Here is a 22749-nt window from a genome sequence, read left to right as displayed (position 1 = left end):
GGGGGTGCGCGTCAGGCGGAGCGCACCCCCGCCACGTCGCCCCCTCCTGCCGCCGTTCCTCGAAGAGAGCATCCGACCCGCCATGCTTCAGTTCCTCGTTCGCAGGCTGACAGGCGCCGCCGTGATCATGTTCCTGATCGGTGCCTTCACGTTCTTCCTGTTCTACACAGTCCCACAGGACTTCGCCGCGCTGTCCTGTGGCAAGAACTGCTCCCCGGAGAACCTCGCGGTCATCCGGGAGAACCTGGGGCTCGACAAGCCCATCAGTACGCAGTTCTGGCAGTTCATGAGCGGCATCGTCGTCGGCCGGGACTTTCCCGTCGGACACTGCTCGGCGCCCTGTCTCGGTGTCTCCTTCGAGTCCGGCGACTTCGTCTGGGATTCCATCATCGACCGGTTCCCGCTGACGCTCTCGCTGACCATCGGCGGTCTGGTCATCTTCCTTCTGTTCGGCCTGGGTACCGGCATGATCGCGGCCTGGAAGCGCGGGAGCGCGGTCGACAAGACCGTCACCGGCGCCTCCGTGGTGATCAGCTCCTTCCAGATCTACCTGCTCGGACCGATCGTCCTCGGGCTCTTCGTCTACAGCACCGGCTGGATGGAGAACCCCAAGTACGTACCGTTCACCGAGGATCCGGGCGGCTGGTTCATCGGGCTTCTGCTGCCCTGGGCGGTGATGGCCACGATCTTCACCGCGCAGTACACGCGTATGGCTCGTTCCACCATGATCGAGCAGCTCCAGGAGGAGCATGTGCGTACCGCCCGTGCGAAGGGCATGGCGCAGCGGTACGTGTTCTTCCGCTACGCCTGGCGAGGTTCGTTGATCCCGATCGTGACCATCATCGGAATGGACCTCAGCGCGCTCCTGTCGGGTGCGGTGGTCACCGAGTTCACCTTCGACCTGGCCGGTCTCGGCCGACTGGCGGTGAACTCCTCACTGTCCAAGGACCTGCCGCTGACCATGGGCGTGATGTTGTTCGGAGCCTTCTTCATCTTGCTCCTGAACATCGTTGTGGACATCGCTTATGCCTATATCGACCCCCGCGTACGCCTCAGCTAGGAGAACAACCGTGAGCACACTGGCCAAGACCGAAGGTGAAAGGCCCACGACCGGGCCACAGGCCTTCCTCTCGGTCCGCGATCTGCGGGTGCAGTTCTCGACCGAGGATGGCATCGTGAAGGCGGTCGACGGGCTGTCCTTCGATGTCGAGCGAGGCAAGACCCTGGGCATAGTGGGCGAATCGGGGTCCGGGAAATCCGTGACCAACCTGACCGTCCTCGGCCTGCACAACCCCATGACCACCACCGTCGACGGTGAGATCGTCCTGGAGGGGCAGGAGCTCGTCACCGCGACCGAGAAGGAGATGGAGAAACTCCGAGGCAATAAGGTCGCCATGATTTTCCAGGACCCCCTGACGGCGCTTTCGCCTTACTACACAGTGGGCCGGCAGATCGCCGAGCCGTTCATGAAGCACACCGGTGCCTCCAAGAAGGCGGCGAAGAATCGGGCGATCGAGATGCTGGCCAAGGTCGGTATCCCGCAACCCGAGCGACGCGTGGACGACTACCCCCACCAGTTCTCCGGCGGTATGCGCCAGCGCGCGATGATCGCCATGGCGCTGATCTGCGACCCTGATCTGCTGATCGCGGACGAGCCGACGACCGCTCTCGACGTGACCGTCCAGGCGCAGATTCTCGACCTGCTCAAGGATCTCCAGCGGGAGTTCGGCTCCGCGATCATCTTCATCACCCACGACCTGGGTGTCATCGCGGACATGGCCGACGACCTGCTGGTGATGTACTCGGGCCGGGCCGTGGAACGCGGCAGTGTCGACGAGGTGCTGCATAGGCCCCGACACCCCTACACCTGGGGCCTGTTGAGCTCCATGCCGCGACTCGGCGGCGACACCAGCCAGGCACTCACACCGATTGCCGGATCCCCGCCCAGTCTGCTCAACCCGCCCTCGGGCTGTCCCTTTCATCCGCGCTGTGCCTTCACCGGTGAGGTGGGCGGCGAGCGCTGCGTCACGGAGCGTCCGTCGCTTCCCCAGGGACGCGCGGCGGCTTGCCATCTGACTGCGGAACAGAAGCAGTCCATCTTTGTCGACCAGATCCAGCCCCGGCTGCGCTAGGAACCGAGACATGAGTGACAACCTCACCCTGCCCGCACAGCAGAACGCCTCGGACACGCCGGCTGAGACGCTTCTCAAGGTCGAGGGTCTGACGAAGCACTTCCCGATCTACGGCGGATTCCCCATCAAACGCAGGGTCGGTGCCGTTCAGGCCGTGGACGGCATCGACCTGACTGTCGGCGTGGGGGAGAGCGTCGGCCTGGTGGGCGAGTCCGGGTGCGGTAAGTCGACCACCGGACGACTGATCACGCGGCTGCTGGAGCCGACCAGCGGGAAGGTCGTCTACCAGGACCGGGACATCAGCCACGCCTCGCGTCGGCAACTGGCCCCAGTGCGCTCCGAGATCCAGATGATCTTCCAGGACCCGTACTCGTCCCTGAATCCACGACAGACCGTCGGCACCATCATCAAGTCGCCGATGGAGGTCAACGGGATCAACCCGGAGGGCGGCCGTGAGAGGAAGGTCAGGGAGCTGCTGGAGCTGGTCGGGCTCAATCCCGAGCACTTCAACCGCTTTCCGCACGAGTTCTCCGGCGGTCAGCGTCAACGTATCGGCGTGGCACGGGCGTTGGCTCTGAGCCCCAAGCTGATCGTCGCCGACGAGCCGGTTTCCGCCCTCGACGTCTCGATCCAGGCGCAGGTCGTGAATCTCCTCCAGAAGGTTCAGGAGGAGATGGGCATCGCCTTCCTCTTCATCGCTCACGACCTGGCAGTCGTACGGCACTTCTCGCAGCGCGTCGCGGTCATGTACCTCGGCAAGGTGATCGAGGTCGGGGATCGGGACTCCATCTACGCACGTCCCCGCCACCCGTACACGCACGCCCTTCTCTCCGCGGTGCCTGAGGTTCCCGTCGAGGGCGCCGTGGCGGACAGAGAGCGGATCCGATTGTCCGGCGACGTCCCGTCGCCCATCCATCCGCCTTCCGGCTGCCGGTTCCGCACCCGCTGCTGGAAGGCGCAGGACAAGTGCGCGACGGACGAGCCCCCGCTGGTCCAACTCGCCGGCAACCGCGACGGACATCTCACTGCTTGCCACTTTCCGGAGGACCCGACGACCGAGGCCAGGGACGAGGACATCGTGATGGATCCGGCGCTGGCGGCGTTGGAAGAGGGCGTGGGGTAGGAGAGCCGGAGTCAGGGCGACTTGTCGCACCTGCGGGCCGGCCCGGCGGTTTTCCTCAGGGCCGACCCGGGGCTCAGACAGGCGCGGCGACGGTGATGATCTCGGGGCTCGTGTGGGTGCACGGACCCCGGCCCCAGTCGCCGTAGCGTTCGACGACCGTGAGGCCCGCTCCGGCGAGGAGCCGGGAGACGGTGTCCGCGTCGGGGAAGCGCAGGGTGGAGCGGCTGACCCGGTACCAGCGCGGGCTGAGGAAGGTCTCGGTGAAGGTGACGCGGTCGCCGAGGACCGGCTGGTCGACCTCACGCCAGGTCCGTACGGCGCTCCCGTCCACGTCGGGGACCTCCCGCACCCGCTCCGGCGTCCAGGTCTCCCACACCCGGGCCGCCGGATTGGGGGTCTCGAACACGAAGCGTCCGCAGGGTCCGAGGGCGGCCCGCACCGCGTGCAGGGCGGTCTTCAACTCCTCTTCCCCGACGAGCACTTGGAAGACATGGCCGGTCATCACGACCAGGTCGAACTCCCGGTCCCACACCTGGCTGCGCAGATCCCCGAGCACCCACTCCACGGACGGCTCGCCCCACCGCGCCCGCACCAGCATGGCCGCCGCCGGGTCGAGTCCGGTCAGCCGGCCCCGGTGCCCTTCCGCGCGGGCCCGCCGCAGCAGCCGCCCGGTACCGCAGCCGACGTCCAGCACCGACTCGGCCCCCTGCACATAGCCGAGACAGAACTCGTCCCCGGCCCCCCACGGATGCAACCCGTCGTACAACGCGGCGAGCGAGGGATCCCCGAACGACCGATCGACCATCGCGGCAGTCTGTCACACGGGACTGCCCCGGATACCCGGATCGCTGGATCAACCAGCATGTGAGAAACGCGAGTTGCCGCACCGCGCGGAACCGCGGTCCTGCGGGCCGGTAATTCGGTCGACACCGCGGGGACGGCCGGGGAGACTCCCCGCGATGACACGCACCGATACTCCTCCCGCCTGGGACGAGCGCTCCCAGCTGACCACCTTCCTCGACTACGCCCGTGACACGGCCCGCGCCAAGTGCGAGGGGGTCTCCGCCGAACACGCCCGCGAGGCACCCCTGCCGGGCTCACCGCTGATGACGATGAGCGGGCTGATCAACCATCTCCGGTGGGTCGAGTACTACTGGTTCCAGGTGGTGTTCCTCGGCGAGGAGGACCAGGGCCCGTGGACCGACGAGGACCCCGACCGCGAGATGCGCGTCGCCGTGGACTTCCCGCTCCCGCGGCTGCTCGACGAGTACGCCGAACAATCCGCCCGCTACCGCGAGTTGGTCGCCGCCCACGGCCTGGACACCCCCGCGAAGACCCCGATCCGCGATGGGCGCCGGCCCGACCTGCGCTGGATCCTCCTCCACCTCGTCGAGGAGACCTCCCGCCACAACGGCCACCTGGACGTCGTACGCGAACTGCTGGACGGCACCACCGGCGCGTAACCGCATGAAGAAGGCCCGCACCTGGGAGGGTGCGGGCCTTCGTTCCCCTGGATCGGACATTCATGGGCTCGGGTCAATGGGCCGAGAAAGTCCGCTCCTTGAGGGAGACGGCTGACGAAAAGGGGTGTGTCAGGCCGCCGCCCGGGGGTCCTTGGAGAGACGCGGGCCGGGAACGGTGTCCGCCGTCTCGGGGTAGTGGCAGGCCGTGAGGTGGCCGGGCTTGTTGCCCTCGACCTGGACCAGCGGGGGAGCCTCGCTCGCGCACTTGTCCGTCGCCTTCCAGCAGCGCGTGCGGAAACGGCAGCCGGAGGGCGGGTTGATCGGGGACGGCACATCGCCCTGGAGCCGGATGCGCTCGCGGGCGGGAGCGTCGTCCACCGTGGCCTCGGGTACGGCGGACAGCAGGGCCCGCGTATAGGGGTGGCGCGGGTTCTCGTACAGGTCGTCGCGGTCGGCGATCTCCATGATCTTACCGAGATACATGACCGCTACACGCTGTGAGAAGTGCCTCACTACGGCCAGGTCGTGGGCGATGAAGACGAACGCGATACCGAGCTCGCGCTGCACCTTCTGGAGCAGGTTGACGACCTGCGCCTGGATGGAGACGTCGAGCGCGGAGACCGGCTCGTCGGCGACGATCAGCTTGGGGTTGAGGGCCAGCGCCCGTGCCACGCCGATGCGTTGGCGCTGGCCGCCGGAGAACTCGTGCGGGAAGCGGTTGAAGTGCTCGGGGTTCAGGCCGACGATCTCCAGGAGTTCACGGACCCGCTTCTCGCGACCGCCCTCCGGGTTGATGTCGTTGATCTCCATCGGACCCGCAATGATCTTGCCGACCGTCTGGCGGGGGTTCAGGGACGCGTACGGGTCCTGGAAGATCATCTGGATCTCGGAGCGGATCGGCGCGAGCTGCCGCCGGTTCGCGTGCGAGATGTCCTGGCCGCGGTAGGAGATCTTGCCGCCCGTCGGCTCCAGCAGACGCGTGATCAGCCGGCCCGTCGTGGACTTGCCACAGCCGGACTCGCCGACCAGGCCCAGGCTCTCGCCCTCGCTGACCTGGAAGTCCAGCCCGTCGACCGCCTGCACGGCCCCGATCGTACGGCGGATCGGGAACCCGCCCTTGATCGGGAAGTGTTTGGTGAGCCCGGAGACGTCCAGGAGGGGAGTGGTGCTGCTCATGGTGGTGAAATCCCGTCTCTTGTACGTCAGTTCGCCGCGCTGCCGGCGAGGTCGGAGAAGTACTCACCGCGCTGTTCGGCGGTCAGGTGGCAGGCGTTGCCGCGTCCGTCCACGATCTGGAGGATCGGCTGCTCGGTGGAGCAGAGACCCCCCTCGACCTTCTCCGCGAACGCGCAGCGCGGGTGGAAGCGGCAACCCGACGGCGGGTTCAGCAGCGAGGGCGGCGAGCCGGGGATCGGGTTGAGCGGCACGTCCACCGGGTGGTCCAGGCTCGGCATCGAGCTCAGCAGGCCCCAGGTGTAGGGGTGCTGCGGGTCGCGCAGCACCTCCTCCTTGGTGCCCCGCTCCACACACCGGCCGCCGTACATCACCAGCACCTCGTCGGCGATGTCCGCGATCACGCCCAGGTCGTGGGTGATGAAGATGATCGCGGTGCCGAACTCCTTCTGGAGGTCCTTCAGCAGGTCCATGATCTGCGCCTGGACCGTCACGTCGAGGGCCGTGGTCGGCTCGTCGGCGATCAGCAGCTCGGGGTCGCAGACCAGGGCCATCGCGATCATCGCGCGCTGGCGCATACCGCCGGAGAACTGGTGCGGGTAGTCGTCCACCCGGGTCTCCGGCTGGGGGATCCCGACCCGCTTCAGCATCTCGATCGACCGCGCCCGGGCCTCCTGCTTGGAGCAGCCCGTGTGCTTGCGGTAGGTCTCGCCGATCTGCTTGCCGATGGTGTGGTACGGCGACAGCGAGGCCAGCGCGTCCTGGAAGATCATCGACATCTTGTTGCCGCGGAGCTTCTCCAGGGTCTTCTCCGGAGCGCCGTTCAGCTCCTCGCCGTCGAGGACGATGGTGCCCTCGACCGTGGTGCTGTCCGGGTTGTGCAGCCCCAGGATGGTCAGGTTGGTGACCGACTTGCCGGACCCCGACTCACCCACGATGCCCAGCGTCTTGCCGCGCGCGAGGTCGAAGGAGAGACCGTCGACGGCCTTGACGGTGCCGTCCTCGGTCGAGAAGTGCACCTTCAGGTCCTTGACGGACAGGAAGGGCTGCTGATCGGTGCTCGTCACGGGGACGCTCCAGAGGGGGGTGATGCGGGGTAGCTGGTCGGGGCGGGCTGGGTCACGCGAGGCGGATACGCGGGTCGATCAGGGCGTACACGGCGTCGACGACGATGTTGGCGATCACCACGAAGGACGCGGTGAGGACCATGATGCCCAGCAGCATCGGCAGGTCGCTGGTGAAGACGGACTTCACGGCGAGCAGGCCGACGCCCTGGACGCTGAAGGTCTTCTCGGTGATCATCGCGCCGCCGAGGAGGGCGCCCAGGTCGATGCCGAAGATCGTGACGATCGGCCCCATCGCGCCGCGCCAGGCGAACCGGAAGAAGACCGTGCGCCGGGAGAGCCCCTTGGCCCGGGCCGTACGGACGTAGTCCTCGCTGAGCGTCTCGACCATCTGGGAGCGCGTCATGCGGGTGTAGTTCGCGGTGAAGATCAGGGCGAGCACCAGCCAGGGGAGCAGCAGCCCGCCGAACCAGGCGCCCGGGTTCTCGGTGAAGGGCGTGTACGACGGCTGGCCCATGATCTTCCACTGGTACACGAAGAGGTACATGGCCAGCGTGCCGACGAAGTAGATCTGCATGGACGAGGCGACCAGCGAGGCGCTGGAGGCGATCTTGTCGGTCGCGCGGCCCTGCTTCACGGCCGCCAGCATGCCCATGCCGACACCGAAGACGACGAAGACCACGGATGCGCCGATGGCCAGCGAGAAGGTCGTCGGGAAGCGGTCCATGACCGTCGACAGGACCGGCTCCCGGTTCACGAACGAGTAGCCGAGGCAAGGCGCGTTGCAGTGCCCGAAGCCAGGGTATTCACGGCCCAGGAAGATGCCCGACAGCCAGTGCCAGTACTGCACCGGCAGCGAGTCCGAGATCCCCATGTTGTGGCGGATGAGCTCAAGCGTCTCCGGCGTGCACAGCTTGCCGCACGCCATCCGGGCCGGGTCGCGCGGCACCGCGTAGAAGAGCATGAACGTGACCGCACTGATGATCAGCAGCGTGATCACGGCGCCGAGGAGTCGGCGGACGAGGAAGCGAAGCATGGGGGTTGGCTTTCCTGGGAGGGCCGTCGTGCGGATCGGGCCGGGCCGGGGTGGCCGGCGGCACGGAGGACGAGAGCCGAGGGTGGGGGCGGCTGTGGCCGCCCCCACCGCTCAGGGAATGGATCAGGCCTTGACGTACATCTTGTAGAGCATGCAACCGTCGAAGTTCGGGTCCATCTTCACGTTGCCGAGCTTGGAGCCGTGCAGGTAGATCCGGCGCATGTAGACGTCGGGGATGAACGCCGCGGTCTCGGTGACCTGCTTGTCCAGGGCCGCCCACATCTTGTTGGCCTTGTCCTGGTCGGTCTCGGCGGTGGCGGCCTTGATGGCGGCGTCGACCGAGGTGTCCTTCAGGTGCGAGTAGTTCGAGCCGCCGTCGGCGATCGCCTTGCTGTCGAACAGCGGCTGGAAGACCGAGTAACCGGTCGGCCAGTCGGAGGACCAGCCACCCCAGTAGATGTCGAACGGGTTGCCGACCTTGCCGGTCTCGTCGTACCAGGTGGTGGAGTCGACGGGCTTGGTGACGACGTCGAAGCCGGCCGCCTTCAGGGCGTTCTCGACGACGACCTTGACCTTGGCGTTGGTCGGGTCGTTCTGGTACGCGTAGACGATCTTGGTGCCGGTCTTGCCGGCCTTCTCCAGGATCTTCTTCGCGGCGGCCGGGTCGCCCGCCGGGTTCTTCAGCTTGCCCCAGACGTCCTGCGACTCGTAGCCGGCGACGAGCGGGCTCATGATGCCGGTCGCGTAGTCACCGCGGTTGGCGCCACCCTGGAGCTGGCGGATGCTGGCGGTCGGCCAGGCCTTGATGATGGCCTCACGGACCGACTTGTCCGCGACGCGGGTGGTGTTGATCCAGTAGACGCTGACGCCGCTGCTCAGACCCGAGAAGATACGGTCCTTGGCCTGCGCCTGCGCCTTCGCGACCCGCTCGACCGGGATCGTGCGCCACGAGACGGCGTACTGGTCCGGGCCCGAGTCGGCGAGCAGACGGTCGGCCGCGGTCAGGGCCTCGATGCCGAAGGTGAAGTCGAACTCGTCCGGGTAGGCGTTGCGGATCGGGTCCGTCGCCGCGTCCCAGTGCTCGTTGCGGACCAGCGTCATCGACTTGTCGGTGACGTGGGTCTTGATCTTGTACGGGCCGTTGGAGACCGGCTTCTTGTCGTAGTTCTGCTTCGTGTCCTTCTTCACCGGGGTCGGCGCGTAGGACTGCATCGCGAGAACGTAGTTGAAGTCGGGACGGGCCTCGGCGAGGTGGAACGTGATCGTCTTGCCGCTGGTCTCGATCGACTTCAGGTGCTTGCCGCTGTAGGGGCCGGAGTAGGACTTGCGGTAGTCCTGGCTGCCGGTCAGCCACGTCTGGACGTACATGGCGCCCTCGGTGATGTAGCTGGCGAAGGCGCGCTCGAAGCCGTGGCGGACGTCGTCGACGGTGACGTCGGAGCCGTCCTCCCACTTGACGCCGTCCTTCAGGGTGAAGGACCAGGTCTTGCCGGCGTCCTTCATGGTGCCCGTGTCGGTGGCGAGGTCGCCGACGAGGGTCATCGAACCGTCGTCGGCGATCTTGTAACCGGTCAGCGTGCGGGAGAGGACGATCGCCGCCAGCGAGTTCCAGGCGTAGTAGATGCGCTGCGGGTCGAGGTGCGAGAAGTCGTCGTCGTTGAGGAGGGAGACCTTGCCGCCCTTCTTCGCGCCGGAGACCTCGGGGGCCGGGCCCTTGGAGTCCTCCGCGGTACCGATCTTGACCACGGTCGCGTCGGCCTTGGCGGCCTGCTGCTTCCCGCCGGAGCCGGAGCTGCTGGTGGTGTCACCGCTGCTGCACGCGGAGAGCACGGAGCTCGACGCGGCGACGACGCCGGTGGCTATCAGGAAGTTTCTGCGCGAGAAGGACATCGCAAGCCTGCCTAGGAAGTGAGTTGATGAGAGAGGTTCCGGCACCCCGGCGTCTTTGCCGTGGTCCTGAGAAGCCGGAGTGTCAGCGCTTGGTCTTCGGGTCGAGCGCGTCCCGCACCGAGTCGCCGAGGAGGTTGAACGCCAGCACGAAGACCACCATGGACACGCCGGGGAAGAGCAGGAGGGTGATGTCGTCCTGGTAGAACTGCGCGGCGTAACCGATCATGACGCCCCAGTCGGGGGTCGGGTCCTGGAGGCCGACACCCAGGTAGGCGAGGCCCGCCTCGGTGGTGACCATGAGCGGGAGGTTGAGCGTCGCCTGGATGAGGATCGGCGTCCACAGGTTCGGCAGCAGCTCCTTGAAGATGATGCGTGCCGGGGAGGCGCCGGTGACCTTGGCGGCCTCGACGAACTCGCGCTCGCGCAGGGCCAGTACCTGGCCGCGCAGCAGTCGCGCGATGGAGGCCCAGCCGAAGGCGGTGAGCAGGCCGATGAGGCAGGCGACCGTGAGCCAGGTCGGCGTGTTCTCGTCCGAGGACACGAACAGCGCGATGACCACGGGCGTGAACGCCACGAAGAACAGCTGCGACGGGAAGGCCAGCAGGATGTCGATCACCCGGCCGAGGAACCAGTCGGTCTTGCCGCCGATGTACCCGGCCGTCACGCCGATCACGACACCCAGGATCACGACGAGAGCCGTGATGGCGGTGGCGATGAGCAGCGAGTTGCGGATCGCGTAGAGCAGGAAGGTGAAGACGTCGCGGCCGAGCTGGGGGTCGATGCCGAACCAGAACTCGCCGCTCATGCCGCCGTTGGGCCCCACCGGGAAGCTGTTGTCCCCCAGGAGTCCTGGCGTGTTCAGCCCGTACGTGGTGTACGGGTTCTTGCCGTAGAGCTTGGCGATCAGCGGCGCGCACAGCGCGACCACGAAGAAGAAGATCACGATGTACGCGGATATGACGCCCGTACGGTCGCGTTTGAACCGGCGCCATGCGAGCTGCCCGGGTGAGCGGCTCTCGTTGGCCTTGGGAGTGGGAGAAGTGATCGACTTCTCGGCACTCTCGTCAGCCACCTCAAGCGGGGCAGCCGCCGATGGAGTTGGGGGGGTCATGGTGCTCCTGGCCCAAGGGAGGGTCTTGATGACTCCGCAGGGCACTCCCCTACGGGCTACGCCGGACTTTTTCAACGCAATTCATTCAAGGTCAATAAATTCTGGTCCGGCTTGGGTTTCTCTTTACCTTCTTTGCTTGTTCTTGACCCTTCCGTAGCTACGCGTGTAGCGCCTCGTGATCGTGCTGTGTCTTACATCGGACCAACTGGGCTTATCGGTCAATGAGTTCGTTATGCGGACGCTCCAGTGTCGAAATGCGTACACCGGAAGGACCTATTCCAACGGTTTGGCATCGGCTGGTGAAGATCCATTGCGCCCTACAACGAAGATCTACTCCAACCGGGTCCCGCTCGTCCCCCCAAAGGACGGGCCCATGTGCGATATGCGCCTCTTCAGCTGATATTGGCCGTTAACGGATCAGTCTTGAGGAGGCACTCCATGCGTGGAGCCACGCACGCCAAATGGGCCGCATGCGCGGTGGCCGTAGCCCTCGCGGCGACGGCATGCGGCGGTGGGGACAGCGACAGCGGCGGCAGCGGGGACAGCAGCGCGGTGCTCAGCTCCTCATGGGGCGACCCGCAGAACCCGCTGGAGCCGGCCAACACCAACGAGGTGCAGGGCGGCAAGGTCCTCGACATGATCTTCCGCAGCCTGAAGCGGTACGACCCGGAGACGGGCAAGGCCGAGGACATGCTCGCCGAGAAGATCGACACGACCGACTCGCAGAACTTCACGATCACGGTCAAGGACGGCTGGACCTTCAGCAACGGCGAGAAGGTCACCGCGAAGTCCTTCGTGGACGCCTGGAACTACGGCGCCTCCCTCAAGAACAACCAGAAGAACGCGTACTTCTTCGGCTACATCGACGGGTACGACAAGACGCACCCCGAGGACGGCAGCAAGCAGACCGCCGACACCCTCTCCGGACTGAAGGTCACCGGACCGAGAACCTTCACCGTCAAGCTCAACCAGAAGTTCTCGACCTTCCCCGACACCCTCGGCTACCCCGCCTACGCCCCGCTCCCGCAGGCCTTCTTCACCGACCACGCGGGCTGGCTGAAGAAGCCGGTCGGCAACGGGCCGTACACCATCGAGTCGTACACCAAGGGCTCCCAGATGGCCCTGCGGAAGTGGGACGCCTACCCCGGCGAGGACAAGGCCCAGAACGGCGGCGTGACCCTCAAGGTCTACACCGACAACAACACCGCCTACACCGACCTCATGGCCGGCAACCTCGACCTGGTCGACGACGTCCCGGCGGCCCAGCTCAAGAACGTCAAGAACGACCTCGGCGACCGGTACATCAACACCCCCGCCGGCATCATCCAGACCCTCGCCTTCCCGTTCTACGACAAGAACTGGAACGCGGCCGGGATGGAGAAGGTCCGCACCGGACTCTCCCGGGCGATCAACCGCAAGCAGATCACCGAGACGATCTTCCAGAAGACCCGCACCCCCGCCACCGACTGGACCTCCCCGGTCCTCGGCGAGGAGGGCGGCTTCAAGGACGGCCTGTGCGGGGACGCCTGCGAGTACGACCCCGACGCGGCCAAGAAGCTGATCGAGGAGGGCGGCGGGCTCCCCGGCGGCCAGGTCAAGATCACGTACAACGCGGACACCGGCTCCCACAAGGAGTGGGTCGACGCGGTCTGCAACTCCATCAACAACGCGCTCGACAACGACAAGGCCTGCGTCGGCAACCCGGTCGGCACCTTCGCCGACTTCCGCAGCCAGATCACCGCGAAGAAGATGAGCGGCCCCTTCCGCGCCGGCTGGCAGATGGACTACCCGCTCATCCAGAACTTCCTCCAGCCGCTCTACTACACCAACGCCTCCTCCAACGACGGCAAGTGGTCCAACAAGGACTTCGACAAGCTCGTCGACGAGGCGAACGCCGAGACCGACACCGGCAAGGCCGTCGAGAAGTTCCAGGACGCCGAGAAGGTCCTGCGGGACAACATGGGCGCCATCCCGCTCTGGTACCAGAACGGCAGCGCGGGTTACTCGGAGCGGCTCTCCAACGTGAAGCTCAACCCGTTCAGCGTCCCCGTCTACAACGAGATCAAGGTCGGCTGAGCCTGCCATGGGACGGTACGTCGTCCGGCGCCTGCTCCAGATGATCCCGGTGTTCGTCGGGTCGACGCTGCTGATCTTCCTCATGGTGAACGTGATGGGCGACCCCATCGCGGGCCTGTGCGGCGACAAGCAGTGCGACGCGGCGACGGCCGCCCAGCTCAAGCGGGAGTTCGGCCTCGACAAGCCGGTCTGGCAGCAATACCTGACCTACATGGGGAACGTCTTCACCGGCGACTTCGGCACCGCGTTCAACGGCCAGAAGGTCACCGAGCTGATGTCGACCGCGTTCCCCGTGACCATCCGGCTGACGATCGTCGCGATCCTCATCGAGATCGTCGTCGGCATCTCCCTCGGTGTCGTCACCGGCCTCAAGCGCGGGCGGCCGGTGGACACCACGGTCCTGCTGCTCACCCTCGTGGTGATCTCCATCCCCACCTTCGTCACCGGTCTGCTGCTCCAGCTGCTGCTCGGTGTCGAGTGGGGCTGGATCAAGCCGTCGGTGTCCTCGGACGCCACGTTCGGCGAGCTGATCGTGCCGGGCCTGGTCCTCGCGTCCGTGTCGCTGGCGTACGTGACCCGGCTGACCCGGACGTCGATCGCGGAGAACCGGCGCTCCGACTACGTCCGCACGGCCGTGGCGAAGGGGCTGCCGAGACACCGGGTGATCACCCGGCATCTCCTGCGCAACTCGCTGATCCCCGTGGTCACCTTCATCGGCACCGACATCGGCGCCCTGATGGGCGGCGCGATCGTCACCGAGCGGATCTTCAACATCCACGGTGTCGGCTTCCAGCTCTACCAGGGCATCCTGCGCCAGAACACCCAGACCGTGGTCGGCTTCGTGACCGTCCTCGTCCTGGTCTTCCTGGTGGCCAACCTGCTCGTCGACCTGCTGTACGCCGTCCTCGACCCCAGGATCCGCTATGCCTGAGCCCCAGGAACCAGAGGGAGCGATCGCCGCGACCGGCATGGGCGGCGCGATGGACCTCGCCGTGAGCGAGGCGACCACACTGGAGGGAGGCCGCCCGGACGGCTCCGGCCCCTCGGGCAGGCCCCGCTCCCTGTGGTCCGACGCCTGGCGCGACCTGCGCCGCAACCCCGTCTTCATCCTCTCGGGACTGGTGATCCTCTTCCTGGTCGTCATCTCCCTGTGGCCGTCGCTGATCGCCTCCGGCAACCCGCTCAAGTGCGACCTCGCCAAGGCCCAGGAGGGCTCCCAGCCGGGCCATCCCTTCGGCTACGACGGTCAGGGCTGCGACGTCTACACGCGCACCGTGTACGGCGCCCGTACGTCGGTGACGGTCGGCGTCTGCGCCACGCTCGGGGTGGCGATCCTCGGGTCGGTGCTCGGCGGCCTCGCCGGCTTCTTCGGCGGCTTCTGGGACTCACTCCTGTCCCGTGTGACCGACATCTTCTTCGCGATCCCGGTGGTCCTGGGCGGCCTGGTCCTGCTCTCCGTGGTCACCAGCAGCACGGTCTGGCCGGTGATCGGCTTCATGGTGCTGCTGGGCTGGCCGCAGATCTCCCGGATCGCGCGCGGCTCGGTGATCACCGCCAAACAGAACGACTACGTGCAGGCGGCGCGGGCCCTCGGTGCCTCCAACTCCCGCCTCCTGCTGCGCCACATCACCCCGAACGCGATCGCCCCGGTGATCGTCGTGGCCACGATCGCCCTCGGCACCTACATCTCCCTGGAAGCGACCCTGTCCTACCTCGGCGTGGGCCTGAAACCACCCACCGTCAGCTGGGGCATCGACATCTCGGCGGCCTCCGCCTACATCCGCAACGCCCCCCACATGCTCCTCTGGCCGGCCGGCGCCCTAGCGATCACGGTCCTCGCCTTCATCATGCTCGGCGACGCGGTCCGCGACGCCCTCGACCCGAAGCTGAGGTGAGCGGGGTGAGCTGTTCGAGGATGCCGAGACGGGGTGCTTTGCAGGTTGCGGTGTCCGCAGCGTTTTCAGGGGCGCGGGGAACTGCGCGACCAGCCGCGACGGCGCAGCAGACGATCAACAACCCAATCCCGAAGCCGAGGTGGGCCCCCTCATGCTGCTAGAGGTACGTGACCTGCACGTGGAGTTCCGGACCCGGGACGGCGTAGCCAAGGCGGTCAACGGGGTCGCCTACGGCGTGGACGCGGGGGAGACGCTCGCGGTGCTGGGGGAGTCCGGGTCGGGGAAGTCCGTGACCGCGCAGGCGATCATGGGGATTCTCGACATGCCGCCCGGGAGGATCACCGGCGGGGAGATCGTCTTCCAGGGGCAGGACCTGCTGAAGCTCAAGGAGGAGGAGCGGCGGAAGGTCAGGGGCGCCGAGATGGCGATGATCTTCCAGGACGCGCTGTCCTCCCTCAACCCGGTGCTCTCCGTCGGCGACCAGCTCGGTGAGATGTTCGTCGTGCACCGGGGGATGTCCAAGAAGGACGCGCGGGCCAAGGCCGTCGAGCTGATGGACCACGTCCGCATCCCGGCCGCCAAGGAGCGGGTGAAGGACTACCCGCACCAGTTCTCCGGCGGTATGCGCCAGCGCATCATGATCGCGATGGCCCTCGCCCTGGAACCCGCGCTGATCATCGCCGACGAACCGACCACCGCCCTCGACGTCACCGTCCAGGCCCAGGTGATGGACCTGCTCGCCGAGTTGCAGCGCGAGTACAACATGGGGCTCATCCTCATCACCCACGACCTCGGAGTCGTCGCGGACGTGGCTGACCGCATCGCCGTCATGTACGCGGGCCGGATCGTCGAACAGGCTCCCGTGCACGACATCTACAAGGCGCCCGCCCACCCCTACACGCGCGGACTCCTCGACTCCATCCCCCGTCTCGACCAGAAGGGGCAGGAGCTGTACGCGATCAAGGGGTTGCCGCCCAACTTGATGAACATCCCGCCGGGTTGCGCGTTCAACCCCCGGTGCCCGATGGCTCAAGACGTGTGCCGGACGGATGTACCACCTCTGTACGACGTTGACGACACACGGACCAGCGCCTGCCACTTCTGGACGGAGTGCCTCAATGGTTGAGCCGATCCTGGAAGTGAGTGGACTGGTCAAGCACTACCCGTTGACGCAGGGCATCCTGTTCAAGAAGCAGATCGGTGCCGTCAAGGCCGTCGACGGCGTGGACTTCGCGCTCAACAAGGGCGAGACCCTCGGCATCGTCGGGGAGTCCGGCTGCGGCAAGTCGACCGTCGCCAAGATGCTGGTCAATCTGGAGCGGCCCACGCAGGGGTCGATCAGGTACAAGGGCGAGGACATCACCAAGCTGTCCGGCAAGGCGCTCAAGTCGGTCCGCCGCAACATCCAGATGGTCTTCCAGGACCCGTACACCTCGCTCAACCCCCGGATGACGGTGGGCGACATCATCGGGGAGCCGTACGACATCCACCCCGAGGTGGCCCCCAAGGGCGACCGCCGCAAGCGGGTCCAGGACCTGCTGGACGTCGTCGGCCTCAACCCCGAGTACATCAACCGCTATCCGCACCAGTTCTCCGGCGGACAGCGCCAACGCATCGGCATCGCGCGCGGGTTGGCGCTGCGCCCCGAGGTGATCGTCGCCGACGAACCGGTCTCCGCGCTCGACGTCTCCGTCCAGGCCCAGGTGATCAACCTCCTGGACCGGCTCCAGAGCGAGTTCGAGCTGTCGTACCTCTTCATCGCGCACGACCTGTCGATCGTCCGGCACATCTCGGACCGGGTCGGGGTGATGTACCTCGGGCGGATCGTGGAGATCGGCAGGGACGCCGAGATCTACGACCATCCGACGCACCCCTACACCCAGGCGCTGCTGTCCGCCGTGCCGGTGCCCGACCCGGAGGCGCGGGAGCACCGGGAGCGGATCATCCTCGCGGGTGACGTGCCGTCCCCGACGAACGTCCCGTCCGGGTGCCGCTTCCGCACCCGCTGCTGGAAGGCCCAGGAGCGCTGCGCGCTGGAGGTGCCGCTGCTGGCGGTACCGGCGGAGTTCCGCTCGGTGAGCGGACCGGCCGCGCACGACTCCGCCTGCCACTTCGCCGAGGAGAAGCAGGTCGTGCCGCCCGAGGCCACGGAGTAACACGGCGGCAACTTGGCCGACCCGGTTCCGATATACGGACACGCCAGGCTCTGCAACGTACGGCCGTGCGGGTGCCGTGAACGGGCCGGGAGCGCCATGTCTCCCGGCCCGTTGCCCGTACCGCCCCAGGGGGTGCCGTTTGGATCAGTCCGGCGTCGCGGGCCCTGGCACGCACTCCCCCACAGCCTCAAGGGCGCGGGGGACCCCCAGCCGCGTTGTCGTCACTCGCCGACTCCCCCACGCTCGCACCAACCTCGCGCGGGAGGGGCCCCATCGCGTCGCCCGCCGCGGCAGCGGCTGATCGACACGGCTCCTCCGCCTCGCAGCCGCACGCACCAGACCCCGCTCGGGCCCGCCAGGACGCACCGTTCCTCACAGCCGGCCTGATCCGAACGACACCCCCTGGCCCAGCCCCAACGACCGCTTCAGGAAGTCCAGCTGAAGCCGCAGCAGGTTCTCCGCGACCGTCTCCTGCGGGGTCATGTGGGTCACGCCCGACAGGGGCAGCACCTCGTGCGGGCGGCCGGCGGCCAGCAGGGCCGAGGAGAGGCGCAGGGAGTGGGCGACCACGACGTTGTCGTCCGCGAGGCCGTGGATGACCATCATCGGGCGGTGCGGCTCGACCGCGTCGACCAGACCCTCGTCGTCGATGAGCGAGTTGCGGCGGTAGACGTCCGGCTGCTCGGCCGGGAGGCCGAGATAGCGCTCCTGGTAGTGGGTGTCGTACAGGCGCAGATCGGTGACCGGGGCGCCGACCACCGCCGCGTGGAAGACGTCCGGGCGGCGCAGCACCGCGAGGGCCGCCAGATAGCCGCCGAAGGACCAGCCGCGGATCGCGACCCGGGAGAGGTCCAGCGGGAAGTCCCCGGCGAGCGCGTGGAGCGCGTCGACCTGGTCCTCCAGGACCACCGCCGCGAGGTCGTCGCGGACCGCCTTCTCCCAGGCGGGGGAGTGCCCCGGGGTGCCCCGGCCGTCGGCCACGAGCACCGCGAACCCCTGGTCGGCGAACCACTGCGAGGTCAGATGCGGATGGTGCGCGGCGACCACCCGCTGACCGTGCGGACCCCCGTACGGGTCCAGCAAAACCGGAAGGGGCCTGTCACCGGCGTAGTCCTGGGGCATAAGCACGGCGCACGGGATCTTCCGTGCGCCCCCCTGGGTGAGCGTCACGCGCGGGGTCAAACCGGGATCTTCGGCGTACGACGTGACAGTCGCCGTCTCCTTCCCGTCCCGCAGAACCCGCGCTCGAGCACCCGGCCGGTCGAGGCTCGCGGACACCAGCACGGTCACGCCCCCGGCGCGCACCGCCGAGTGCACGCCTGGCTCCTGCGACACACGCTCCACTCCGAGCTCGTTCACCCGGTAGACGTGTACCTCGCCGGTCTCGGGGGACTCGGCCTCCTCACCGGCCGACGCCGAGACCAGCACGTCGTCCTCGGTGACGTCCAGGACCGCGCGGACGTGCAACTGCGGGCCGGTCAGCGGGCGTTCACCCACCGCGAGGACCCGCGCGCCACCCTCGTCCGCGATCCGCACGAGCCGTCCCGCGGGGCTCCAGCAGGGCACCCCAGGGAAAAGATCCAGCCAAATTGGATCTTCGTCCGCGTGCACCATCCGGGTCGTGCCGGTCTCCGGGTCCACCGCGAGGAACAGCTGGCTGCGCTGGTCGCGCGCCTGTACGAGCAGCAGCGGGGCACCCGCCGCTGACCAGTGCACATGCGCCAGATACGGATAGCGCCGCCGGTCCCACGCGACCTCCGTGCGGGTCCCGTCGAGGCCGATCACGAAGAGCCGTACGTCCGCGTTGGGAGTGCCCGCCGCCGGGTACGGGACGTGTTGTGGATCACGCTCCGGACGGGCCGGGTCGGAGATCCACCAGCGCTGCACCGGCGTGTCGTCCACGCGCGCGACCAGCAGCCGGTCCGATTCCGGCGCCCACCAGAAACCCCGTGACCGGCCCATCTCCTCGGCCGCGACGAACTCCGCGAGCCCGTAGGTGACTTGATCCGACTCCGGGGCGGCGAGGGGCCGGTCGCCGTCGCCCTCGGCCCCGACGACCCTGAGGGTGCCCTGGACGACGTACGCGACGTGCCGCCCGTCGGGGGCCGGGCGCGGGTCGATCACCGGTCCGGGGACCGGCAGTTCACGTGCCGTGCCGGCCCGCAGCTCCGCCGTGAAAAGCCGTCCTGACAACGCGAAAGAGGCCAACTCGACCGCGCTGTCGGTGGCGTAGCCGACGATCCCCGCGCCGCCCTCGCGGCTGCGTTCGCGCCGGGCCCGCTCCTGTGCCGAGAGGTGCTCCACGGCCCCGCCCAGGAGGGCGCGCGGGTCCGCCGCCACGCGCTCCCCGCCGTCCCCGGTGTCCAGCACCCAGAGCGAACCGGCGCGCTCCGAGCCGGAGTTCGAGCGCAGGAACACGACACGCGACCCGTCGGGCGCCACGGTGAACGCGCGCGGCGCGCCGAGCGTGAAGCGCTGGGTACGGGCGTGCCGGCGGGGAAAGGAGTCAGGCTCGGTCGTCATGCCCCGACCATATTGGCCATGCGCCCCCTTGTGCGGCCGTGCGCCGACGGATGCGCAGGCACGGATAGTTATGATCACTACCGCATAGTGGGTAAGAATCCGCTGGCTGCTGTATGGATTTATCTGCCCCCATAGTTCCGTTCCCGTCCGACCCCCCACGTCCCTGGGTTCTTTGGAGGTGAGCCGCCGTGGCACTCTCGATTTCGGCGGTGGTGCTGCTGGCGATCATCGTCTTCCTGCTGATCAAGAAGTCAGGTCTGAAGGGCGGGCACGCGGCTGTGTGCGTCCTGCTCGGCTTCTATCTCGCGTCCTCGACGATCGCCCCGACGATCAGCGAGCTGACGACGAACATCGCGGGCATGATCGGCAGTATCAAGTTCTGACCGGCTGCGCGGGACTGTCAGTGCCTCCTCGTAGGGTGGGGCCATGACGGAACAGCCCGCCCGACGCCTCCTCCTGGTGCACGCGCACCCGGACGACGAGTCGATCAACAACGGCGCGACCATGGCCAGGTACGCGGCCGAGGGTGCCCGGGTGACCCTGGTCACCTGCACCCTCGGTGAGCTCGGCGAGGTCATCCCGCCCGGGCTGCGCCATCTCACCGGTGCCGCCCTCGGCGCGCACCGGCTGGGCGAGCTCACCGCTGCCATGCGCGCGGTCGGCGTCGAGGACTTCCGCCTGCTCGGCGGCGCCGGGCGTTACCACGACTCGGGAATGATGGGCCTCCCGGAGAACGACGACCCGTCGTGCTTCTGGCAGGCCGACGTCGACGAGGCGGCCGCGCTGCTCGTCGAGGTGATCCTGGAGACCCGCCCCCAGGTCCTCGTCACCTACGACGACAACGGCGGATACGGCCACCCCGACCACATCCAGGCCCACCGCGTCGCCATGCGCGCGGCCGAACTCGCCGCCGACGCGGGCTGGCGGATCGAGAAGGTCTACTGGAACCGCGTCCCGCGCCCGGTCGGCGAGCAGGCCTTCGCCCGTCTCCACGACGAACTGCCCGGCCTTCCCTTCGACAAGCCCGGCGTCCTCGCCGACGTACCGGGCGTGGTCGAGGAGGCGCTGATCACCACCGAGATCGACGGCACGGCGTACGCCGCCGCCAAGAGCGCCGCGATGGCGGCGCACGCGACCCAGCTGGAGGTGTCGGGGTCGTACTTCGTCCTCTCCAACGAACTCGCGCAACCCCTCTTCACCACCGAGTACTACGAGTTGGTGGGCGGGGAACACGGGGACGCGAGGGAGAGCGACCTGTTCTCCGGGATCGAGGGCGCGTGATGAGCGACCGTACGTCGATGCTGGCCCAGCCCCTCCAGCGCCCCTCCGCCGGCCGGGCCGCCGGTTACCTGGGACTCCTCGTGCTCGGCGCGGTCGTCGGGCTCGCCGGATCGCTCGTGCAGAGCGGCTGGTTCCCCGGCGGACTGCTGCTCGCGCTGCTCGGCGAGGCCGGACTGCTGCTCGGCGGGGCGCGGGCCGCCGCGAGCCGGGCCGGGGCCGTGGCACCCGCAGGCGGCTGGATGCTCGCCGTCATCTTCCTCACCGCCAGCCGCCCGGAAGGCGACTTCGTCTTCGCCGCGGGAAGCGGCTCCTACCTCTTCCTGCTCGGTGGTATGGCGGTTGCTGTGATCTGCGCCACCCTTGGACCGGGGCGGCAACCGGACGGCGGCGCCGTCCGACTTGGCAAGTGACGTACCACTTCTCCGCATCGCGTGCGTGCGAGTCCCGTGTGGGTTTCCCCAGCGGTCGTGGGATACGGGCCAGAAGTGGCCAGTATGGTGGTGCGCGCCGCCGACGCCCGAAGCAGTGAGGTCGAAACGGGCGGCGGAGCCGATCGGGAGAACCTGCCTTGAGTCGTGAAACTGACAGTCCGTCCTCCGGGCCCAACGGGCGCGGCGGAGCCGCCTACCCCTCGGGTACGCCGCCGTACGGGACGCCCCAGGTGTCCGACGGCGGTCCGGACGCGGGCCGTTCGGGCGCGCAGCCGGAGGAGCGCAAGACCGAGACGACGCTGACGACCCGGATCCGGATCAACATCCCTGGATCCCGGCCCATTCCGCCGGTCGTCGTGCGTCAGCCCGTGGGGGAGACGGAGAGTTCCGAGGACAGAGGCAGGGACGCCGAGCCGTCCGCGCCGAGTCCCTCCTCGACCACGGGCACCGTCGAGCTTCCCGCCGAACCCGCGCCGCCCGCCGCCGAGGAGAAGACGAGCGACTGGTTCGCGCCCCGCAAGTCCGGCCCCGCCAAGGGCGGTCCGGGCGGTGGCGCCACCAACGGGGCTGGTCTGCCGGGTGGTTCGGGTGCGGGCACGGGTGCGGCCGGTGGGGGCGCCGGTGGCGCCGGTGCGTCCGGTCCCCGGCACGGTGGCTCGGGTGCGCCCACCTCGGGTGGTGCGCGTCCCGGTACCGGCCGGCCCGGTGGTGTGGTCGGTTCCATGAGCGTGCCGGGCGGTTCACGCCCGGGTGCCACCAACGGCGCCGGGCTCCCCGGGGCCACCGGCGGTCCGGTCGCCCCCGGTCACGGCGGCGGCACCGGCTCCTTCGACGTCACCGAGGCCCTGAACGCCGGCCCGCGCGGCGGCGAACCGCGCCGCGACGACCTCCCGTACTTCTCGGAGAACGGCGGCGGTCCCGACGGCCTGAACGGCCAGGGCGGCTTCCCCGGTCAGGACGGCCTGGGCGGGCAGAGCGGCTTCGGCACGCAGGGCGGTCCGGGTGGTCAGCCCGGCCCCGGCGGGCAGAGCGGCGGGATCGACTACGGCGGCCAGGGCGGCGGCATCGACTACGGCGGCGGCTTCGGCGGACCGCAGGGTCCCGGCCCGTCCGGCGCCCAGGGTCCCGCGGGCCCGACCGGCGGCCCGGTCACCGGCGACGGCCCGGTCGTACCGCCCGCGGGCCCCGACCCCTTCGCCAGGGCCGAGTCCTTCGGCGGCGAACCCTTCAACGGCCCTGACGGCTTCGGCGGCCAGGGAGCACCAGGTGGACCTGGTGGACCCGACGGACCTGGCGGCCAGGCCCGTCCGGGCGGCCCCGGCGGTTCCCGCGGCCCCGGCGCCACCCGTGGCCCGGGCGGTTCCCTCGGCCCGGGCGGACTCGGCGTCACCGGCG

At 68.3% G+C, this 22749-nt stretch carries 19 protein-coding genes and 1 pseudogene; 13 read left to right on the top strand and 7 right to left on the bottom strand.

Translation table 11 applies throughout. The features are described 5' to 3' along the window. Positions 1–82 precede the first annotated feature (82 nt). The 3 genes from G3I78_RS36135 to G3I78_RS36125 are packed head-to-tail and all read left to right on the top strand — an operon-like array spanning position 83 to position 3255. Positions 83–1060 (top strand): ABC transporter permease, encoded by a 978-nt coding sequence (locus G3I78_RS36135; RefSeq protein WP_164432658.1) that lies wholly within the window; start codon positions 83–85, stop codon positions 1058–1060. 10 nt (positions 1061–1070) lie between these two features. Continuing rightward, positions 1071–2132, top strand: a complete 1062-nt coding sequence (locus G3I78_RS36130; RefSeq protein WP_164432656.1) for an ABC transporter ATP-binding protein — start codon at positions 1071–1073, stop codon at positions 2130–2132. A gap of 10 nt (positions 2133–2142) precedes the next feature. Further along, complete coding sequence (locus tag G3I78_RS36125; RefSeq protein ID WP_164432654.1) at positions 2143–3255, top strand: oligopeptide/dipeptide ABC transporter ATP-binding protein; 1113 nt, start codon at positions 2143–2145, stop codon at positions 3253–3255. A gap of 73 nt (positions 3256–3328) precedes the next feature. Here G3I78_RS36125 and G3I78_RS36120 read toward each other — a convergent pair whose 3' ends face one another. Next, positions 3329–4060, bottom strand: a complete 732-nt coding sequence (locus tag G3I78_RS36120) for a class I SAM-dependent methyltransferase (RefSeq protein ID WP_164432652.1) — start codon at positions 4058–4060, stop codon at positions 3329–3331. Between the two features lie 154 nt (positions 4061–4214). On the opposite strand from G3I78_RS36120, the gene G3I78_RS36115 reads away from it, so the two are divergent. Then, on the top strand, positions 4215–4718 hold the full coding sequence (locus tag G3I78_RS36115; RefSeq protein WP_164432650.1) for a DinB family protein: 504 nt from the start codon (positions 4215–4217) through the stop codon (positions 4716–4718). A 129-nt stretch (positions 4719–4847) separates the two neighbouring features. Here G3I78_RS36115 and G3I78_RS36110 read toward each other — a convergent pair whose 3' ends face one another. From G3I78_RS36110 to G3I78_RS36090, 5 genes are all read right to left on the bottom strand, one after another. Beyond that, entirely contained in the window at positions 4848–5894 is a 1047-nt protein-coding gene (locus tag G3I78_RS36110) for a dipeptide ABC transporter ATP-binding protein (RefSeq protein WP_164432648.1), read from the bottom strand. A 26-nt stretch (positions 5895–5920) separates the two neighbouring features. Then, complete coding sequence (locus G3I78_RS36105) at positions 5921–6958, bottom strand: ABC transporter ATP-binding protein (protein WP_164432646.1); 1038 nt, start codon at positions 6956–6958, stop codon at positions 5921–5923. Positions 6959–7010: 52 nt separating this feature from the next. After that, positions 7011–7991 carry an ABC transporter permease gene (locus G3I78_RS36100; protein WP_164432644.1) on the bottom strand — a complete coding sequence of 327 codons (981 nt, stop codon included), beginning with the start codon at positions 7989–7991 and terminating at the stop codon, positions 7011–7013. A 123-nt stretch (positions 7992–8114) separates the two neighbouring features. Further along, positions 8115–9881 (bottom strand): ABC transporter substrate-binding protein, encoded by a 1767-nt coding sequence (locus tag G3I78_RS36095; protein WP_164432642.1) that lies wholly within the window; start codon positions 9879–9881, stop codon positions 8115–8117. A gap of 82 nt (positions 9882–9963) precedes the next feature. After that, positions 9964–10953: an ABC transporter permease gene (locus tag G3I78_RS36090; RefSeq protein ID WP_164432640.1), complete on the bottom strand. Its 990-nt coding sequence runs from the start codon at positions 10951–10953 to the stop codon at positions 9964–9966. A gap of 477 nt (positions 10954–11430) precedes the next feature. Here G3I78_RS36090 and G3I78_RS36085 point away from each other — a divergent pair, with 477 nt between their 5' ends. The 5 genes from G3I78_RS36085 (at position 11431) to G3I78_RS36065 (ending at position 17119) form a co-directional block, all read left to right on the top strand. Continuing rightward, positions 11431–13068 carry an ABC transporter substrate-binding protein gene (locus G3I78_RS36085; protein ID WP_164432638.1) on the top strand — a complete coding sequence of 546 codons (1638 nt, stop codon included), beginning with the start codon at positions 11431–11433 and terminating at the stop codon, positions 13066–13068. Between the two features lie 7 nt (positions 13069–13075). Then, positions 13076–13999, top strand: coding sequence for an ABC transporter permease (locus tag G3I78_RS36080; protein ID WP_164432636.1), 924 nt, complete (start codon positions 13076–13078; stop codon positions 13997–13999). Continuing rightward, positions 13992–14963: an ABC transporter permease gene (locus G3I78_RS36075; protein ID WP_164432634.1), complete on the top strand. Its 972-nt coding sequence runs from the start codon at positions 13992–13994 to the stop codon at positions 14961–14963. Before G3I78_RS36080 ends, G3I78_RS36075 begins: the two co-directional genes overlap by 8 nt. A 151-nt stretch (positions 14964–15114) precedes the next feature. Beyond that, positions 15115–16089, top strand: coding sequence for an ABC transporter ATP-binding protein (locus tag G3I78_RS36070; protein WP_164432632.1), 975 nt, complete (start codon positions 15115–15117; stop codon positions 16087–16089). Continuing rightward, positions 16082–17119 carry a dipeptide ABC transporter ATP-binding protein gene (locus G3I78_RS36065; protein ID WP_164432630.1) on the top strand — a complete coding sequence of 346 codons (1038 nt, stop codon included), beginning with the start codon at positions 16082–16084 and terminating at the stop codon, positions 17117–17119. The genes G3I78_RS36070 and G3I78_RS36065 overlap by 8 nt, the downstream gene beginning before the upstream one ends. A gap of 372 nt (positions 17120–17491) precedes the next feature. Here the strand turns inward: G3I78_RS36065 and G3I78_RS36060 are convergent, their stop codons facing one another. After that, entirely contained in the window at positions 17492–19642 is a 2151-nt protein-coding gene (locus G3I78_RS36060; protein ID WP_164432628.1) for a prolyl oligopeptidase family serine peptidase, read from the bottom strand. 188 nt (positions 19643–19830) lie between these two features. Here G3I78_RS36060 and G3I78_RS36055 point away from each other — a divergent pair, with 188 nt between their 5' ends. From G3I78_RS36055 to G3I78_RS36040, 4 genes and pseudogenes are all read left to right on the top strand, one after another. Further along, positions 19831–20025 (top strand): hypothetical protein, encoded by a 195-nt coding sequence (locus G3I78_RS36055; RefSeq protein ID WP_164432626.1) that lies wholly within the window; start codon positions 19831–19833, stop codon positions 20023–20025. Between the two features lie 43 nt (positions 20026–20068). Further along, the gene (mshB, locus tag G3I78_RS36050) at positions 20069–20923 is read left to right on the top strand and encodes an N-acetyl-1-D-myo-inositol-2-amino-2-deoxy-alpha-D-glucopyranoside deacetylase (RefSeq protein WP_164432624.1); all 855 of its coding nucleotides are present in this window, start codon (positions 20069–20071) and stop codon (positions 20921–20923) included. Next, entirely contained in the window at positions 20923–21333 is a 411-nt protein-coding gene (locus tag G3I78_RS36045; protein WP_164432615.1) for a DUF6113 family protein, read from the top strand. Before mshB ends, G3I78_RS36045 begins: the two co-directional genes overlap by 1 nt. Before the next feature lie 158 nt (positions 21334–21491). Beyond that, positions 21492–22749, top strand: a pseudogene (locus G3I78_RS36040) (hypothetical protein); the annotation flags it as partial.

It is taken from the genome of Streptomyces sp. SID13726, assembly GCF_010548375.1.
Taxonomy (GTDB): domain Bacteria; phylum Actinomycetota; class Actinomycetes; order Streptomycetales; family Streptomycetaceae; genus Streptomyces.
Note: the sequence above shows the minus strand (reverse complement) of the source record. Positions and strands in the feature narration are given on the sequence as shown.

Excerpts from the sequence above, each read along its gene's own strand:
- G3I78_RS36135 (WP_164432658.1), top strand. The coding sequence starts at position 83 with ATGCTTCAGTTCCTCGTTCGCAGGCTGACAGGCGCCGCCGTGATCATG.
- G3I78_RS36125 (WP_164432654.1), top strand. The coding sequence starts at position 2,143 with ATGAGTGACAACCTCACCCTGCCCGCACAGCAGAACGCCTCGGACACG.
- G3I78_RS36120 (WP_164432652.1), bottom strand. The coding sequence starts at position 4,060 with ATGGTCGATCGGTCGTTCGGGGATCCCTCGCTCGCCGCGTTGTACGAC.
- G3I78_RS36115 (WP_164432650.1), top strand. The coding sequence starts at position 4,215 with ATGACACGCACCGATACTCCTCCCGCCTGGGACGAGCGCTCCCAGCTG.
- G3I78_RS36110 (WP_164432648.1), bottom strand. The coding sequence starts at position 5,894 with ATGAGCAGCACCACTCCCCTCCTGGACGTCTCCGGGCTCACCAAACAC.
- G3I78_RS36100 (WP_164432644.1), bottom strand. The coding sequence starts at position 7,991 with ATGCTTCGCTTCCTCGTCCGCCGACTCCTCGGCGCCGTGATCACGCTG.
- G3I78_RS36095 (WP_164432642.1), bottom strand. The coding sequence starts at position 9,881 with ATGTCCTTCTCGCGCAGAAACTTCCTGATAGCCACCGGCGTCGTCGCC.
- G3I78_RS36085 (WP_164432638.1), top strand. The coding sequence starts at position 11,431 with ATGCGTGGAGCCACGCACGCCAAATGGGCCGCATGCGCGGTGGCCGTA.
- G3I78_RS36080 (WP_164432636.1), top strand. The coding sequence starts at position 13,076 with ATGGGACGGTACGTCGTCCGGCGCCTGCTCCAGATGATCCCGGTGTTC.
- G3I78_RS36075 (WP_164432634.1), top strand. The coding sequence starts at position 13,992 with ATGCCTGAGCCCCAGGAACCAGAGGGAGCGATCGCCGCGACCGGCATG.
- G3I78_RS36070 (WP_164432632.1), top strand. The coding sequence starts at position 15,115 with ATGCTGCTAGAGGTACGTGACCTGCACGTGGAGTTCCGGACCCGGGAC.
- G3I78_RS36065 (WP_164432630.1), top strand. The coding sequence starts at position 16,082 with ATGGTTGAGCCGATCCTGGAAGTGAGTGGACTGGTCAAGCACTACCCG.
- G3I78_RS36060 (WP_164432628.1), bottom strand. The coding sequence starts at position 19,642 with ATGACGACCGAGCCTGACTCCTTTCCCCGCCGGCACGCCCGTACCCAG.
- mshB (WP_164432624.1), top strand. The coding sequence starts at position 20,069 with ATGACGGAACAGCCCGCCCGACGCCTCCTCCTGGTGCACGCGCACCCG.
- G3I78_RS36045 (WP_164432615.1), top strand. The coding sequence starts at position 20,923 with ATGAGCGACCGTACGTCGATGCTGGCCCAGCCCCTCCAGCGCCCCTCC.